This window comes from Neobacillus sp. PS3-12, from assembly GCF_030915385.1.
GTDB lineage: Bacteria > Bacillota > Bacilli > Bacillales > Cytobacillaceae > JAEVLT01.
On record NZ_CP133268.1, the window covers coordinates 4,223,715 to 4,240,046 of the forward strand.

Below are 16,332 nucleotides of genomic sequence, written 5' to 3' on the forward strand. Positions count from 1 at the left end.
AAAACTACCGCACCCTAATCACTTGATTTAGGGTGCTTTTTTTAAACATTACGAAACATATGGGGGGATTTGGGATGAAACATTTACTAACTACAACGGATTTAAGAGTTGAAGAGGTGTTAGAAATTCTTTTAGAAGCGCAAGGCTTCGCAAATGGAATGGAATGGAATCCAAGCCGTCCTATGTTTGCTGCAAATTTATTTTTTGAACCAAGTACAAGAACAAAAAGCAGCTTTGAGATGGCGGAAAGAAGGCTTGGTCTAAATGTTATTCCGTTTGAAGTGAAAACATCCAGTGTTCAAAAAGGTGAGACTCTTTACGATACCGTTAGAACACTAGAGTCAATAGGGGTAAATACAGTAGTTATTCGTCACGAGCAAGACCGATACTTTGAAGAATTGAATGGTAAAGTTGGAATTCCAATCATTAATGCAGGGGATGGCTGCGGTCACCACCCGACCCAATCACTTCTTGATCTATTAACAATCAGACAGGAATTTGGCCGATTTGCGGGTTTAAAGGTAGCAATCATTGGAGATATCCGTCATAGCCGTGTTGCCCGTTCGGATGCGAATATTTTAAGAAGACTTGGGGCAGAGGTTGTTTTTTGGGCCCGGATCAGTGGTTTGATAAGGATATTATCGGCGATTGTAAGTACGAAACTGTGGATACAGCTATTGCAAGTTCAGATGTTGTCATGCTTCTACGCATTCAGCATGAACGTCACCATGAAAAAGAAAATATGTCAATAAATGATTATCACCAGCAATATGGTTTAACAGTAGAGCGAGAAAAAAAGATGCAACCAAGAAGTATTATCATGCATCCAGCTCCAGTTAATCGCAATGTTGAGATTGCAGACAGTCTCGTTGAGTGCGAGCGTTCCAGAATCTTTAAACAAATGCAAAATGGTGTTTTTGTGAGAATGGCAGCATTAAAAAGATCGCTTGAAAGCATACAACATGGGGGTATAAAAAATGAAACTACTTATTCAAAATACGCGCTACATAGCTAAAGAAGGAAACATACAACAAGGGGATATTTTTGTTGAGGATGGTGTCATTAAGCAAATTGGTCCTAACTTAGAACAGGATGCAGAACGAAAGATTGATGGTCAGGGACTCTTAGTATCACCAGGATTTATTGATTTGCACATACACCTCCGTGAACCGGGCGGTGAAAAGAAAGAAACAATTGCTACTGGAACGATGGCTGCTGCTCATGGGGGCTTTACAACGGTGGCGGCAATGCCAAACACAAGACCTGTTCCAGATTCAAAAGAACAAATGGAATCAATGCAAGCTCGAATTAAGGAAAATGCTAACGTTCGGGTTTTACCATACGGATCCATTACAATCAGGGAATTAGGCCAAGAGATAACAGATTTTGCAGGATTAAAAGCAGCTGGTGCTTTTGCCTTATCTGATGATGGTGTAGGAGTACAATCGGCTGGAATGATGCTTGAAGCGATGAAAAAGGCAGCAGAAAATGACCTTGCGATTGTTGCCCATTGTGAAGAAAATTCCCTGATAAACAAAGGTTCAGTCCATGAAGGTGCTTTTTCAAAGCAACAAGGTCTAAATGGAATTCCATCTGTTTGTGAATCAGTTCAAATTGCAAGGGATGTTTTACTTGCGGAAGCAGCAGGCTGTCATTATCATGTCTGCCACATCAGTACAAAAGAATCAGTTCGGGCTGTACGAGATGCGAAACGTGCTGGCATCCAGGTAACAGCGGAGGTTACACCGCACCATCTATTATTATGTGATGAAGATATTCCTGGGCTGGATGCAAATTACAAAATGAACCCGCCGCTACGGGGTGCCGAAGATCGTGCTGCATTAATCGAGGGCCTAATGGATGGAACAATTGACTTTATTGCAACCGACCATGCTCCGCACACAATGGAAGAAAAAAGTGAAGGAATGCAATTAGCACCATTTGGAATTGTCGGACTTGAAACTGCATTTCCACTGCTTTATACAAACTTTGTGCTTGAAAATAAAATGACGCTTGAGCAATTAATTGCTTATTTAACAAAAAGCCGGCTGATGCATTTGGCTTACAGTTAGGAACGATTGAAATAAATGCACCTGCTGATCTTGTTCTTTTAGATTTAAATGAAGAAAAATCCATTGATCCAAAGGAATTTTTATCAAAAGGAAAAAACACACCGTTCAATGGCTGGAATTGTAAAGGCTGGCCTGTTATGACGATTGCAGAAGGAAAAATTGCTTGGGAAAAAGGACGTGTCACAGTATGAAGAAACAATTAATTTTAGCGGACGGAACAATATTTATCGGAGAAGGCTTTGGCAGTGATGCAGATACAGTTGGAGAAGTCGTTTTTAATACAGGAATGACAGGATACCAGGAAATTCTTTCTGACCCATCATATTGCGGACAAATTGTTACTTTAACCTACCCTCTTATCGGAAATTATGGAATCAATCGAGATGATTTTGAATCGATTAATCCGGCAGTTCGTGGCTTTATTGTGAAGGAAGCTGCAGATTTTCCTTCAAACTGGCGTAATGAATTCACCATTGACGAATATTTCCGCATGAAAAAGATACCTGGGATTGCAGGAATTGATACACGAAAATTAACAAGAATTATCCGTCAATATGGAACATTGAAAGGGGCAATTTGCAGCATTGAAGAGGATGCCGAAAAGGTGTTGGAAGAACTGCGCAACAAAAGTCTGCCGACGGATCAAGTTCATCAGGTTTCAACGAAGAATCCATATCCTAGCCCTGGTCGCGGAAAAAGAGTTGTGCTTGTGGATTTTGGCATGAAGCATGGGATTCTTAGAGAATTAAATCAACGTGATTGTGATGTCATTGTTGTCCCTTATAATACAACAGCCGAAGAAATTCTGATGCTTCGTCCCGACGGAATTATGTTATCGAACGGACCTGGTGATCCAAAAGATGTTCCAGAAGCAATTGAGATGCTAAAAGGTGTTTTAGGGAAGATACCACTTTTTGGAATTTGTTTAGGACATCAATTATTTGCGCTTGCAAGTGGTGCTGATACAACAAAAATGAAGTTCGGTCATCGCGGCTCAAACCATCCAGTTAAGGATTTAGCGACTGGAAAAGTTGCAATCACATCACAGAACCATGGATATACAGTCGATCTTGACTCGATTGCAGGAACTCGATTAGAAGTTACACACATTGCTTTAAATGATGGAACGGTTGAAGGACTTAAACATCTTGATTATCCTGCCTTTACGGTTCAATACCATCCGGAAGCATCCCCGGGACCAGAAGATGCGAACTACTTATTTGACAAGTTTATGGAAATGATCGAATCAGCAAAACAGGAGGTTGGACAGCATGCCTAAACGTACAGATATTAAAACTATTCTCGTAATTGGTTCAGGACCGATTGTAATCGGGCAGGCCGCAGAATTTGACTATGCAGGAACACAGGCATGTATTGCTTTAAGAGAAGAAGGATACCGTGTTATTCTTATTAACTCAAATCCAGCAACAATCATGACCGATACAGAAATTGCTGATACAGTCTATATTGAGCCATTAACACTTGAGTTTGTCAGCAGGATCATCCGCAAAGAGCGACCTGATGCCTTGCTGGGGACACTTGGCGGGCAGAGCGGATTAAATCTCACGGTAGAATTAGCAAAGTCTGGTGTTCTCGAAGAATGCAGCGTAGAGATTCTTGGCACCAAGCTTACAGCTATTGAAAAAGCAGAAGACCGTGAGCTATTCCGCAACCTAATGAATGAATTAAATGAGCCAGTCCCAGATAGTGATATTATTCATGACCTTGAAGCAGCGAAGAAATTTGTTGAACGAATTGGTTTTCCAGTCATTGTCCGTTAGGCTTATACCCTTGGAGGCACAGGCGGAGGAATTTGCAAAAACCATGAAGAACTTGAGGAAATTGTTACCAGCGGATTGAAGAATAGTCCTGTTCACCAATGTTTACTTGAGAAAAGTATTGCTGGATACAAAGAAATAGAATATGAAGTTATGCGTGATTCCAATGACAATGCGATTGTTGTTTGTAACATGGAAAACATTGATCCAGTGGGAGTTCATACAGGGGATTCAATCGTTGTTGCCCCAAGTCAAACCTTGAGTGACCGAGAATATCAATTATTAAGAAATGTATCTTTGAAAATCATTCGTGCTCTTGGAATCGAAGGCGGCTGTAACGTTCAGCTAGCACTTGATCCATATAGTTTTAAATACTATATCATTGAGGTAAATCCAAGGGTAAGTCGTTCATCAGCGCTTGCTTCAAAAGCAACAGGGTACCCAATTGCGAAGCTTGCCGCGAAAATAGCAGTAGGACTAACGCTAGATGAAATGTTAAACCCTGTGACGGGGAAAACCTATGCAAGCTTTGAGCCAGCTCTTGATTATGTGGTGACAAAAATTCCACGCTGGCCATTTGACAAATTTGAATTAGGTAATCGTTCTCTCGGAACGCAAATGAAAGCAACGGGAGAAGTAATGGCGATCGGCCGCAACTTTGAAGAATCCCTGTTAAAAGCAATTCGTTCGCTTGAATCAGGTGTATTCCATTTTGAATTAAATGGGGCTTCAGATATTGAAAATGAGCTGTTGGAGAAACGGATCAAGAAAGCAGGAGATGAACGATTATTCTACATTGCTGAAGCGCTAAAACGTGGTGTGACCATCGATACGATTCATCAGTGGAGCCAAATCGATTTATTCTTCCTTCATAAAATGGAACGGATCATTAAGCTTGAAGCAGTGTTGGCTGAAAATCCTTTTAATAAAGACATCCTGCATGAAGCAAAGAAAAAAGGCTTCTCAGATAAAACGATTGCCAAGCTGTGGGGCGTAACCGAGCAGGCAATTTACGAATATCGTAAAGAAAATGGTATCATCCCTGTTTATAAAATGGTTGACACATGTGCATCTGAATTTGAATCAGAAACACCATATTATTATGGAACCTACGAAGAAGAAAATGAATCAGTTGTTACTGACAGAAAAAGTGTGATTGTCCTTGGATCTGGGCCAATTCGCATTGGTCAAGGGATCGAATTCGACTATGCAACGGTACACTCAGTAAAAGCCATTAAAGAAGCAGGCTATGAAGCAATTATTATCAATAGTAATCCAGAAACAGTATCGACCGATTTTAGTATTTCAGATAAGCTTTATTTTGAACCGTTAACGATTGAAGATGTCATGCATATCATCGATCTTGAACAGCCAATGGGAGTTGTTGTCCAATTTGGCGGACAGACTGCCATCAATCTTGCTTCCAGATTAGAGGCCAATGGTGTAAAAATTCTTGGAACAGGCCTTGAGGATTTAGACCGTGCCGAGGATCGTGATAAATTTGAACATGCCTTAAGGGAACTGGGCATTCCAATGCCGCTGGGAAGAACAGCCCTTTCCGTTGAAGAAGCACTTGTCATCGGGAAAGAAATTGGTTATCCGGTACTTGTTCGTCCTTCCTACGTACTTGGAGGCCGTGCGATGGAGATTGTTTATCGCGAGGAAGAACTCTTGCATTATATGGAAAATGCGGTAAAAGTAAATCCAGAGCATCCAGTCCTGATTGACCGTTATTTAACTGGTAAAGAAATTGAAGTAGATGCGATCTGCGATGGCAAAGATGTTTTAATTCCTGGAATCATGGAGCATATCGAGCGTGCCGGCGTTCACTCTGGTGACTCGATTGCGGTTTATCCGCCGCAAACACTTTCTGACCAAGTGAAACAGACGCTGGTTGATTATACACAAAGAATGGCAAAAGGCTTAAACATTATTGGACTTCTAAATATTCAATATGTACTCTCGGGCGGGCAGGTCTATGTGCTCGAAGTAAACCCTCGTTCAAGTCGTACAGTGCCATTTTTAAGTAAAATTACAAACGTGCCAATGGCAAAACTTGCAACGAAAGTAATCTTAGGCTTCTCCTTGGAGGACCAAGGTTATCATTCCGGACTTTACCCTGAGAAAGAAGGAGTGTTTGTTAAGGTTCCTGTCTTCTCGTTTGCCAAGCTAAGAAGTGTGGATATCACTCTCGGACCAGAAATGAAGTCAACTGGAGAAGTAATGGGTAAGGACTTTACGCTTGAGAAAGCTCTATATAAAGGGTTAGTTGCCTCAGGAATAAGCATCCAAAAATTTGGAACAGTGTTATTTACGGTTGCTGACAAGGATAAGCAAGAAGCATTAGGCTTAGCAAAACGATTTGTTGCCAATGGCTATCGACTTATGGCCACAAATGGAACGGCGGCCTTCTTAAAAGCCAACGGTCTGCCAGTTGAGGTAGTTGGAAAAATTGGTGCAGAAGGGACAACATTAATTGATGTCATCCATCAAGGCAAAGTCCAATTTATCATCAACACATTGACAAAAGGAAAGCAGCCAGAAAGAGATGGATTTGGAATCCGTCGTGAAGCAGTCGAGAATGGCATTCCATGTTTAACCTCTTTAGATACAGCAGATGCAATCTTAAGAGTAGTTGAGTCAATGAATTTTTCAGCAGAAGCCATGACTCCTGCAGAGAAGGTGGCTGTATTAGCATGAAACGGAAAGAAATATGTGAAGTGATCAGCCAGAAAGAAATCGCTGAAGATATTTATGAGTTGACTGTAAAAGGGGACTTTATTCAAGATATTGAGTCCCCGGGACAGTTTGTTCACATTAAAGTGGCAAACAGTCATGATCCATTATTAAGAAGACCGATCAGTATATCATCTTATAATAAAAATAATAAACAACTTACAATGATTTATCGCAAGGACGGTCGGGGAACGTCCTTGCTTGCTGAGCATGTTGCAGGGATGGACATTGATATATTAGGTCCATTAGGTAACGGTTTTCCAGTTGATGAGACTAAAATGGGCCAAACAGCCTTACTTGTCGGCGGTGGGATTGGTGTACCGCCTCTTTATGAACTTTCGAATCAGTTGAAAGCAAATGATGTGAAAGTAATCCACGTCCTTGGTTTTCAAACAGATTCTGTTGTCTTTTACGAACAGGAATTTGCCGCAAATGGACAAACCTTTATTGCCACGGTTGATGGTTCTCATGGAACAAAAGGTTTTGTTACCGATGTTATTGACCAGCAAGGTATTGAATTTGATGTTTTATATTCATGTGGACCGCTACCGATGTTAAGAGCGCTTGAACAGAAGTTCCCGAATAAAAAAGTATTTTTGTCATTGGAAGAACGAATGGGCTGCGGGGTTGGTGCCTGTTTTGCCTGCGTTTGTAAAACAAAGGACGACCCAGAGGGCACATCCTATAAAAAAGTGTGCAGTGATGGACCGGTATTTCGGGCAGGGGAGGTAGTACTGTGAGTCGTTTAAATATGGAATTACCAGGGTTAAAGTTAAAAAACCCGATTATGCCCGCATCAGGATGTTTTGGCTTTGGCAAAGAATATAGCCAATTTTACGATTTGAGCGTCCTTGGAGCCATTATGATCAAAGCAACAACGGTCGAACCAAGGTTTGGAAATCCGACTCCCCGAGTTGCCGAAACTTCAGCGGGAATGTTAAATGCTATTGGTTTGCAAAACCCAGGCCTGGATAAGGTAATGTCTGAAGAATTACCGCGGCTTGAAAACTATGATGTTCCGATTATCGCCAATGTTGCAGGGACAACGGAAGAAGATTATATTGAAGTTGCCCATAGAATTTCCAAGGCACCGAATGTCCATGCACTTGAATTAAATATTTCCTGTCCTAACGTAAAAAAAGGCGGGATTACCTTTGGAACAGTTCCAGAGATCGCCAAACAACTGACCTATAAGGTAAAACAAGTTTCTGAAGTTCCTGTGTATGTAAAACTGTCTCCAAATGTAACCGATATTGTCGAAATGGCAAAGGCAGTAGAAGCAGGGGGCGCAGATGGTTTAACCATGATTAATACCCTTGTTGGTATGAGACTTGATTTAAAGACTGGGCGGCCTATTTTAGCAAATCGAACGGGAGGACTGTCAGGTCCAGCAATTAAACCTGTGGCGATCCGAATGATTTATGAAGTCAGCCAGGTTGTTAATATTCCAATCATCGGCATGGGCGGTATTGAATCGGCTCAGGATGTGGTGGAATTCTTCTATGCAGGTGCAAGTGCAGTAGCCGTTGGAACAGCAAATTTTGTGGATCCTTTTGTTTGTCCAACGATTATTGATGAATTGCCCAAACTCCTTGAAAAATTGGGTTATGAACACATTTCGGAGTGTCAGGGAAGGAGCTGGAAGTAATGGATAAAGAGCTAATCGTTGCGCTGGATTTTGCAAATGCAGAAGAGGTTGTGCAATTTTTAAAGCCGTTTGAAAACCAAAAGCTTTTTTTAAAGGTTGGGATGGAGCTGTTTTATCAAGAAGGTCCATCCATTGTCCATTCATTGAAAGAAGCGGGCCATCAGATCTTTTTAGATTTAAAGCTTCATGATATTCCTAATACTGTAAAAAGTGCGATGAGGGGGCTTGCAGGCTTAGGGGTTGACCTAGTTAACGTTCATGCTGCAGGGGGCACAGAAATGATGGAAGCAGCAATTGAAGGACTTGAAGCAGGCACTGCGGCTGGTCAAAATCGCCCTGCATGCATTGCCGTGACACAGCTGACTAGCACCTCAGAAGAACAAATGAACAAAGAGCAGTTGATTCCTGTTGCGCTTAAGGAATCTGTTCTCCATTATGCATCATTAGCGATGGGTGCCGGTTTGGATGGCGTCGTCTGTTCAGCACTGGAGGCTGTATCGATTCGAAAACGATTAGGCAGTTCTTTTTACACAGTGACACCTGGAATTCGCATGAAATCAGATCAGGTTCAAGACCAAAAGCGGGTCGCAACTCCGGAATTTGCCAGGGATGCAGGGGTGTCTGCGATTGTGGTGGGACGTTCGATTACAAGAGCAGATGACCCGTTGAAAAGCTATCAACAATGGATTCAAGCATGGAAAGGGGAAGAATAATGAAACACTTTATTGCAGAACAACTACTAGAAATTAATGCGGTTGCCTTAAAACCAACCGATCCTTTTACATGGACATCCGGGATGCGCTCTCCGATTTATTGTGACAATCGCTTAACATTGTCATATCCTGCAGTGAGAAGAGAAATTGCTGCTGGCTTGAAAAAGCTCATTCTTGAGCAATTCCCAGAAGCAGAAGTAATTGCTGGCACTGCCACTGCCGGAATACCACATGCGGCGTGGGTCAGTGAGTTAATGGGCCTGCCAATGTGCTATGTTCGTTCAAAAGCTAAAGAACACGGTAAAGGAAACCAAATTGAAGGTAAAGCGGAAAAAGGACAAAAAGTAGTCGTTGTTGAGGATTTAATTTCGACGGGCGGAAGTGTGATTACTGCTGTTCAAGCATTAAGGGAAGCCGGCTGCGAAGTATTGGGAGCAGTGTCGATTTTTACATATGGACTGGAAAAAGGAAAAGAGCTGCTGCAGCAGGCTAATATCCAAACAGAATCTCTAACAAATTTTGCTGTACTTGTAGAAGCTGCCATAAATAAAGGCTACATCAGCCAGGATGACCAAGAAAGTCTCTTGGCATGGAGCAAAGATCCATCTGCATGGAGTAAAGCACATGGGGAAGTACAAAAAGCATAGGTAGTTTATCAAGTGAACCCCGTTCAAAGGAGAACGGGGTTCACTCGTTTATTTTATATGCTTTTTTTTAATGTCAATACTACTTCCACATCTGGTGTTACATAAACAGTTTGCTGGTTTTCATAGATGACAAATCCAGGTTTAGCGCCGCTTGGCTTTTTGACATAACGGACCTTTGTAAAATCAACTGGGACAGAGCTTGATTGACGCGCTTTACTAAAATAGGCCGCCAGGATTGCTGCTTCACGGATCGTAGCATCAGCCGGCTCTTTACTGCGGATGACCACATGCGACCCAGGGATATCCTTTGTATGCAGCCATATTTCATCTCGGGCAGCAAGTTTATTCGTTAAATAATCATTCTGTTTATTATTTTTCCCAACAATAATTTCAGTTCCGTCACTGGCAAGATAATGATCGAGTATTGGTTTAGCGTTATTGGCCTTTTTCCCATGGCGCTTTTGACGTTCACGAATATATCTACCTTCCACAAGCTCTTCACGAATTTCCTCGATATCCTTTGGAGAAGCGCTTTGAACCTGCTGGAGCAGCGAATCAAAGTACTCGACTTCTCCTTTCGCTTTATCAATTTGCTCGACAACAACCGAGATTGCGTTTTTGGCTTTCTGATATTTTGAAAAGTATTTTTGCGCATTTTCAGATGGCGTTTTCCGTGGGTCAAGAGGGATTATGACTGTTGCCCCGTTTTCATCATAATAATTGATGACTTCGATTTCTTTCATCCCTTTTTTTGCTGCATAAAGATTGGCCGTTAACAATTCCCCGTAGCGCTGAAGTTGATCAGACTGTTCTGCTTCTTTTAGAGTTTCTTCGAGTTTAATAATTTTCTTTTCATTTTTTTCTTTTTCATTAACGATAAACCGTTCTAAATCATGGGAAAATTGTTTAACCCTGTCCTGTTCTGCCTTTCCGAAATAAAAACGGTCGAGCATTTCGCTAAGACTGGAAAAAATCCTTGATTGTCCCTTTAAATGCTCAAGCGGGAAAAGGTAAAAAGATTCTTTGTTCCCTGTCTCAGTAATCGCAGGAGAAAGTTCCCCACGTTTGAGCAAATCGATCATCCCGATAAATGTTTTTGGCAAGGTCGTTCGATTGGCAATTCCGCTTTTAAACAGCGCCTCTTTTGCAAATAGAGGAGAAACACCTGAGAAATACTCAACCAGCTGTTTATCGAGTTTACCGCTATTAAAGTCGAGACTCTTTAAAACATCCTCCTCGGTTGCTGAAAAAGGATCCTGTTTGTGCTGCTCCGGAGGGGCAATATATGGCTGTCCTGGCAAGATGGCACGAACACTATTAACGGCAAATGAAACATGTTTCACGCTGTCTAAAATAAGCTGGCGAGGTTTATCCACTAAAATAATGTTGCTATGTCTGCCCATGATCTCGACAATCAGCTGCTTATGGCTGATATCACCAATTTCATTGCGGCCACGAATTTCAAAGATGATGATACGGTCAGAATCAACCTGATAGACATCCTCTAAAATATAACCTTCTAAATATTTTCTTAACAGCATACAAAACATTGGCGGCTCACTAGGGTTGTCATATGTTTCATGTGTAAGTTGAACCCTGGCATAGCTTGGATGTGCAGATAGCAGGAGTTTATGATTGACCCCGCCGGCACGAATGATTAGGATGACTTCGTTTTTATATGGCTGATGGATCTTATTAATCCTCCCGCCCTTCAACGAGCTAGTGAGCTCAGAAACCATTGCTTTTGTAAATAAACCATCAAATGACATCGGTATACATCCTCTTCTAAGTTCTATTGAACATTTCAACTACGTATATAATAATAGCATTTTTTGGGACGAGGCTGAATAAGCTTTGTTGAGAGATAAACTCTGGATGATTTTTTAAGGGGATGTGGTTGAAGAGATGAAGTTCCATGAAATGGATATTAACGAAGTGGAAAAAGCATTAGATGCTGATTTTTCGTCCGGATTATCGATGGAACAAGCAACAAAACGAATCAAACAGCTGGGCTACAATGAACTGGAAGAAGGGGAAAAGCAATCGGCTTTGCTCTTATTTTTTAGCCAATTCAAAGATTTTATGGTGCTTGTTCTGCTGGCGGCAACATTAATTTCTGGTCTGCTTGGTGAATACATTGATGCGATTGCCATCATTGCAATTGTCATTACAAATGGCTTTTTAGGATTTTTCCAAGAACGAAGGGCAGAGAAATCCCTTCAGGCATTAAAAGAATTATCTGCTCCGCAAGTTCATGTATTAAGGGACGGGGAGTGGGTTCGAATTCCTTCGAAAGAAGTAACAGTCGGTGATATTTTACGTTTTACCAGTGGAGACCGTATTGGGGCTGATGTTAGGATTATCGAGTCAAAAAGTCTGGAAATTGAAGAATCTGCCTTAACGGGTGAATCATTACCAGTGGCCAAACATAATGATCCTCTTCATGCTGATAATCCAGGGATTGGAGATATGGAAAATATCGCTTTCATGGGGACGATGGTGACCAGGGGCAGCGGTACGGGTGTCGTCATTGCCACCGGTATGAAAACGGCAATGGGGCAAATTGCTAATTTATTGCAGACCGCCGAGGCATCTGACACCCCATTACAGCGGCGCTTAGAACAATTAGGGAAAATCTTAATTGTGGCTGCCCTATTTTTAACCGTTCTTGTGGTGGTAATCGGTGTCATTCAAGGGAATGATTTATATACGATGTTTTTAGCAGGAGTATCACTGGCGGTTGCCGCCATACCTGAAGGGCTGCCGGCGATTGTAACAGTGGCTTTGTCACTTGGCGTGCAAAAAATGATTAAGAAAAACGCCATTGTCAGAAAGCTCCCAGCTGTTGAAACTCTTGGCTGTGCCTCGGTGATTTGCTCTGATAAAACAGGAACTTTAACACAAAACAAAATGACCGTTACCCATCTGTGGAGCGGCGGGAAAAATTGGACTGTTGATGGTGTAGGCTATGAACCATCAGGGCAATTTTATCATGGGGAAAATCCCATTCAGGTTCAAGAAGAGAAGTCATTGCAGCAGATGCTTTTGTTTGGAATGCTTTGTAATCACTCAAGATTAATAAATAATGAGGATGATATTGCCCTTGACGGCGATCCAACAGAAGGTGCATTGTTGGTCAGTGCGATGAAGGCAGGATTCGACCGAGACAAGCTCTTGAATGAATTCACGATTATTAATGAATTTCCATTTGATTCAGCAAGGAAAATGATGAGTATTCACGTAAGAGATTCGGGGGGCCGCCATTTTATCATTACAAAAGGAGCACCAGATGTTCTTATTGGTGTGAGTGAATCCATCCTTTGGGAAGGGCGGCTGCAGCATTTTGGAACGGATATGGCTGGCAAGGTTCAGGATGCAATCAACACCCTCGCTTCTAAAGCATTAAGAACGATTGCCATTGCCTTTAAATCTGTCCCAGCAGATACGGTTATTTTAAGTGAGCTCGAAGCTGAAAAAAACTTAACCTTTATTGGTGTTCAGGGAATGATTGATCCGCCAAGACCAGAAGTGAAACAAGCCGTTAAGGAGTGTAAAGAAGCTGGTATTAAAACAATCATGATTACAGGTGACCATGTTATTACGGCAAAAGCAATTGCCGAACAGCTTGGAATCTATACAAATAAAAGTAAAGTACTAGATGGTAAGGCATTAGCGAATATGTCAGTCGATGATCTTGAAGATGAGGTCGAAAATGTTTCCGTGTTTGCCAGGGTTTCTCCCGAACATAAACTTAAAATCGTTAAAGCTCTGCAAAACCGTGGTCATGTGGTTGCGATGACAGGTGACGGGGTAAATGATGCACCTGCCATTAAGGCAGCGGATATTGGAGTTGCGATGGGAATCACCGGGACCGATGTTGCTAAGGAGGCTTCTGCACTTGTATTATTGGATGACAACTTTGCAACCATCAAAGCGGCAATTAAAGAAGGAAGAAACATTTATGAAAATATCCGTAAATTCATTCGCTATTTGCTTGCTTCAAATGTGGGTGAAATTTTAGTGATGTTATTCGCAATGATCCTTGGTCTGCCGCTTCCATTGGTACCCATCCAAATCCTTTGGGTTAATCTCGTAACTGATGGCCTGCCTGCAATGGCACTTGGAGTTGACCTTCCTGAAGAAAACGTAATGAAACGTAAACCACGCAGCCCTAAAGAAGGAGTATTTTCCAGAGGTCTTGGCTGGAAAGTCGTTTCCCGCGGATTTTTAATTGGAGCAATGACTTTGCTTGCTTTTATGATTGTTTATCATAATGATTCATCCAAACTGTCATATGCTCAGACTGTTGCATTTGCAACCCTTGTCATGGCTCAATTAATTCATGTATTTGATTGCCGCAGTGAAAAATCAGTATTGTCAAGAAATCCATTTGGCAATATGTTCTTAGTATGGTCGGTCATTTCGTCGCTTGCTTTGGTCCTTGTTGTCATTTATTATCCGCCTTTGCAGCCAATTTTCCATACGCTACCAATCGCAGGAAAGGATTGGCTTCTCATCATTGGATTATCCTCAATACCAACTTTTTTACTTGCTGGTTCATTTTTGGCAAGAAAAACAAAATAAATTATGATATAATCCAAAAGGTAGTAGAGATGATCTATTACCTTTTATTTACTTTTGGCTTCATAGTAGATTGGATGTGCTGAAGATGGTTATCAGTATGACAGGCTTTGGTAGAAGCAGAGCAGAATCCGGAGCATTTTCGATAACAGTTGAAATAAAAACGGTCAATCACCGCTTTTGTGAATTTAATATCCGCATGCCCCGTCAGCTCTTAAAAATAGAAGAAAAAATTAAAAAAAAGTTAAATCAATATATACGCCGTGGAAGAGTTGAAGTATATGTGACCCTCGAAGGTGAAGGGAATGTGACCCGAACGGTACATGTTGACTGGAAACTGATCGAGGAATATCATCAGTTCATTAGTGAAGCAAAGGAAAAATATAAAATTGAAGGAAACCTAACGTTACAAGACCTCTTGAATCGAGAAGAACTTGTACATATAGAAGAAAGTGAAGGCGGAAACGAAGAACTTGAAAATTTAGTACTGACCGCCATCGAAGAGGCAGCACAGTTACTGAAAAAAATGCGAATTTTAGAAGGCGAAGAATTAAAGAAGGACATTACCGCCAATTTGCATCAAATCGAAAAAGTTGTTCGTGATCTTAGAAACGATGCGCCGTTGGTTGTAAAAGCATATCAAGAACGATTGACCAAAAGAATGCAGGAGTTCTTAAATGGGCAGTTTGATGAATCAAGAATTTTGACAGAAGTAGCCGTGTTTGCTGATAAGGCGGATATTAATGAAGAGTTAACAAGGCTCATTAGTCATGTTCAGCAATTTTACCAGACGCTCGAAGATCAGGAGCCTATCGGCCGCAAACTGGATTTTCTTGTACAGGAAATGAATCGGGAAGCTAACACAATTGGTTCGAAGGCAAATGACTCCAATATTGCAAAAAAAGTAGTGAATATGAAAAGTTTGCTTGAGAAATTAAAAGAACAGATTCAAAATATAGAATAGGTATGGTTTAGAAAATGTTAGACACGTCCAAAATATATGGATAGATTGGGGAATCATCATGTCAATAAAATTGATTAATATTGGATATGGAAATATTGTATCCGCTAATCGGATTATTTCCATTGTCAGCCCTGAATCCGCTCCAATAAAAAGGATCATCCAGGATGCCCGCGATCAGGGATCATTAATCGATGCTACATATGGAAGGCGCACACGCGCTGTTATTATTATGGATAGCGACCATGTGATCCTGTCAGCTGTTCAGCCGGAAACGGTAGCAAATCGGCTTGCGGGCCCAGATGAAATTACTGATGAAGGGTAGGACGAAATAATGCAAGAAAAAGGATTACTTATTGTCCTTTCTGGTCCCTCAGGGGTTGGGAAAGGAACGGTGAGAAAACAAATATTTTCCCAGCCAAATAATGATTTTGTCTATTCAATTTCCATGACGACAAGACTTCCCCGCAAAGGTGAAATAAATGGGGTTGACTATTTTTTTAAAACAAGAGAAGAATTTGAATCGCTCATTGAGCAAGGAAAACTATTAGAATATGCCGAGTTTGTTGGTAATTATTATGGGACTCCTGTTGATTATGTAAGAGAGACTCTTGACTCCGGAAAGGATGTCTTTTTAGAAATTGAAGTAAAAGGGGCTCGCCAAGTTCGGGAAAAGTTTCCTGAGGGCTTATTTATCTTTTTAATGCCGCCAAGTTTATCTGAACTTAAAAATCGGATTGTCACAAGAGGAACAGAAACAGAGGACCTAATCAATAACCGCATGCTTTCTGCCCGCGAAGAAATCGAAATGATGAGTTTATATGATTATGTGATTGAGAATGATTATGTCGAACATGCCTGCGAAAAGGTGAAAGCAATTATTATTGCCGAGCATTGCCGCAGGCAAAGAGTGGAACATCGCTATATAAAAGTACTGGAGGCTGAATAATTATGTTATATCCGTCAATTGACCGATTGTTAGAAAAAATTGATTCAAAATACTCGCTTGTTTCTGTAGCCGCAAAGCGTGCTCGTGTTATGTCGCAAAAAAGGGATGAAAGATTAACAAAGTATGTATCCCATAAATGTGTAGGAAAAGCGTTAGAGGAAATTTACGCAGGCGAACTAACCTACCGAATTGCCAAAAAACCAGAAGTTCAAGGAGAATAGTTTTTAGCGACAACCTAGGCTCGCCA

11 protein-coding genes and 3 pseudogenes are annotated in these 16,332 nt (G+C 41.3%); 13 read left to right on the top strand and 1 reads right to left on the bottom strand.

What is annotated here, in order from left to right; translation table 11 throughout:
• Nucleotides 1–74: 74 nt before the first annotated feature.
• The 8 genes and pseudogenes from RCG17_RS21365 (at nt 75) to pyrE (ending at nt 9,594) form a co-directional block, all read left to right on the top strand.
• Nucleotides 75–1,015, top strand: a pseudogene (locus tag RCG17_RS21365) (aspartate carbamoyltransferase catalytic subunit).
• Nucleotides 978–2,263: pseudogene (locus RCG17_RS21370) on the top strand (dihydroorotase). Before RCG17_RS21365 ends, RCG17_RS21370 begins: the two co-directional pseudogenes overlap by 38 nt.
• Complete coding sequence (locus RCG17_RS21375; protein ID WP_308172083.1) at nt 2,260–3,351, top strand: carbamoyl phosphate synthase small subunit; 1,092 nt, start codon at nt 2,260–2,262, stop codon at nt 3,349–3,351. Before RCG17_RS21370 ends, RCG17_RS21375 begins: the two are co-directional and overlap by 4 nt.
• A pseudogene (gene carB, locus RCG17_RS21380) lies at nt 3,344–6,550 on the top strand (carbamoyl-phosphate synthase large subunit). The gene RCG17_RS21375 and the pseudogene carB overlap by 8 nt, the downstream one beginning before the upstream one ends.
• Nucleotides 6,547–7,326 carry a dihydroorotate dehydrogenase electron transfer subunit gene (locus tag RCG17_RS21385; protein ID WP_308172084.1) on the top strand — a complete coding sequence of 260 codons (780 nt, stop codon included), beginning with the start codon at nt 6,547–6,549 and terminating at the stop codon, nt 7,324–7,326. Before carB ends, RCG17_RS21385 begins: the two are co-directional and overlap by 4 nt.
• On the top strand, nt 7,323–8,234 hold the full coding sequence (locus tag RCG17_RS21390; protein WP_308172085.1) for a dihydroorotate dehydrogenase: 912 nt from the start codon (nt 7,323–7,325) through the stop codon (nt 8,232–8,234). Before RCG17_RS21385 ends, RCG17_RS21390 begins: the two co-directional genes overlap by 4 nt.
• Nucleotides 8,234–8,947 carry an orotidine-5'-phosphate decarboxylase gene (gene pyrF, locus RCG17_RS21395; protein WP_308172086.1) on the top strand — a complete coding sequence of 238 codons (714 nt, stop codon included), beginning with the start codon at nt 8,234–8,236 and terminating at the stop codon, nt 8,945–8,947. The genes RCG17_RS21390 and pyrF overlap by 1 nt, the downstream gene beginning before the upstream one ends.
• A complete protein-coding gene (gene pyrE, locus RCG17_RS21400) occupies nt 8,947–9,594 on the top strand; it encodes an orotate phosphoribosyltransferase (protein ID WP_308172087.1) in 648 nt (215 codons plus the stop codon). The genes pyrF and pyrE overlap by 1 nt, the downstream gene beginning before the upstream one ends.
• Before the next feature lie 53 nt (nt 9,595–9,647).
• On the opposite strand, the gene RCG17_RS21405 is transcribed toward pyrE, so the two are convergent.
• The gene (locus RCG17_RS21405) at nt 9,648–11,363 is read right to left on the bottom strand and encodes an Rqc2 family fibronectin-binding protein (protein ID WP_308172088.1); all 1,716 of its coding nucleotides are present in this window, start codon (nt 11,361–11,363) and stop codon (nt 9,648–9,650) included.
• Between the two features lie 136 nt (nt 11,364–11,499).
• On the opposite strand from RCG17_RS21405, the gene RCG17_RS21410 reads away from it, so the two are divergent.
• The 5 genes from RCG17_RS21410 to rpoZ all read left to right on the top strand — a co-directional run bounded on the left by RCG17_RS21410 (nt 11,500) and on the right by rpoZ (nt 16,306).
• Nucleotides 11,500–14,178 (top strand): cation-translocating P-type ATPase, encoded by a 2,679-nt coding sequence (locus tag RCG17_RS21410; RefSeq protein WP_308172089.1) that lies wholly within the window; start codon nt 11,500–11,502, stop codon nt 14,176–14,178.
• Nucleotides 14,179–14,263: 85 nt separating this feature from the next.
• A complete protein-coding gene (locus RCG17_RS21415; protein WP_308172090.1) occupies nt 14,264–15,139 on the top strand; it encodes a YicC/YloC family endoribonuclease in 876 nt (291 codons plus the stop codon).
• 58 nt (nt 15,140–15,197) lie between these two features.
• Nucleotides 15,198–15,461, top strand: coding sequence for an extracellular matrix/biofilm regulator RemA (gene remA, locus RCG17_RS21420; protein WP_308172091.1), 264 nt, complete (start codon nt 15,198–15,200; stop codon nt 15,459–15,461).
• A 9-nt stretch (nt 15,462–15,470) separates the two neighbouring features.
• Nucleotides 15,471–16,085 (top strand): guanylate kinase, encoded by a 615-nt coding sequence (gene gmk / locus RCG17_RS21425; protein WP_308172092.1) that lies wholly within the window; start codon nt 15,471–15,473, stop codon nt 16,083–16,085.
• A 2-nt stretch (nt 16,086–16,087) separates the two neighbouring features.
• A complete protein-coding gene (gene rpoZ / locus RCG17_RS21430) occupies nt 16,088–16,306 on the top strand; it encodes a DNA-directed RNA polymerase subunit omega (protein WP_308172093.1) in 219 nt (72 codons plus the stop codon).
• The last annotated feature ends 26 nt before the right edge of the window (nt 16,307–16,332 follow it).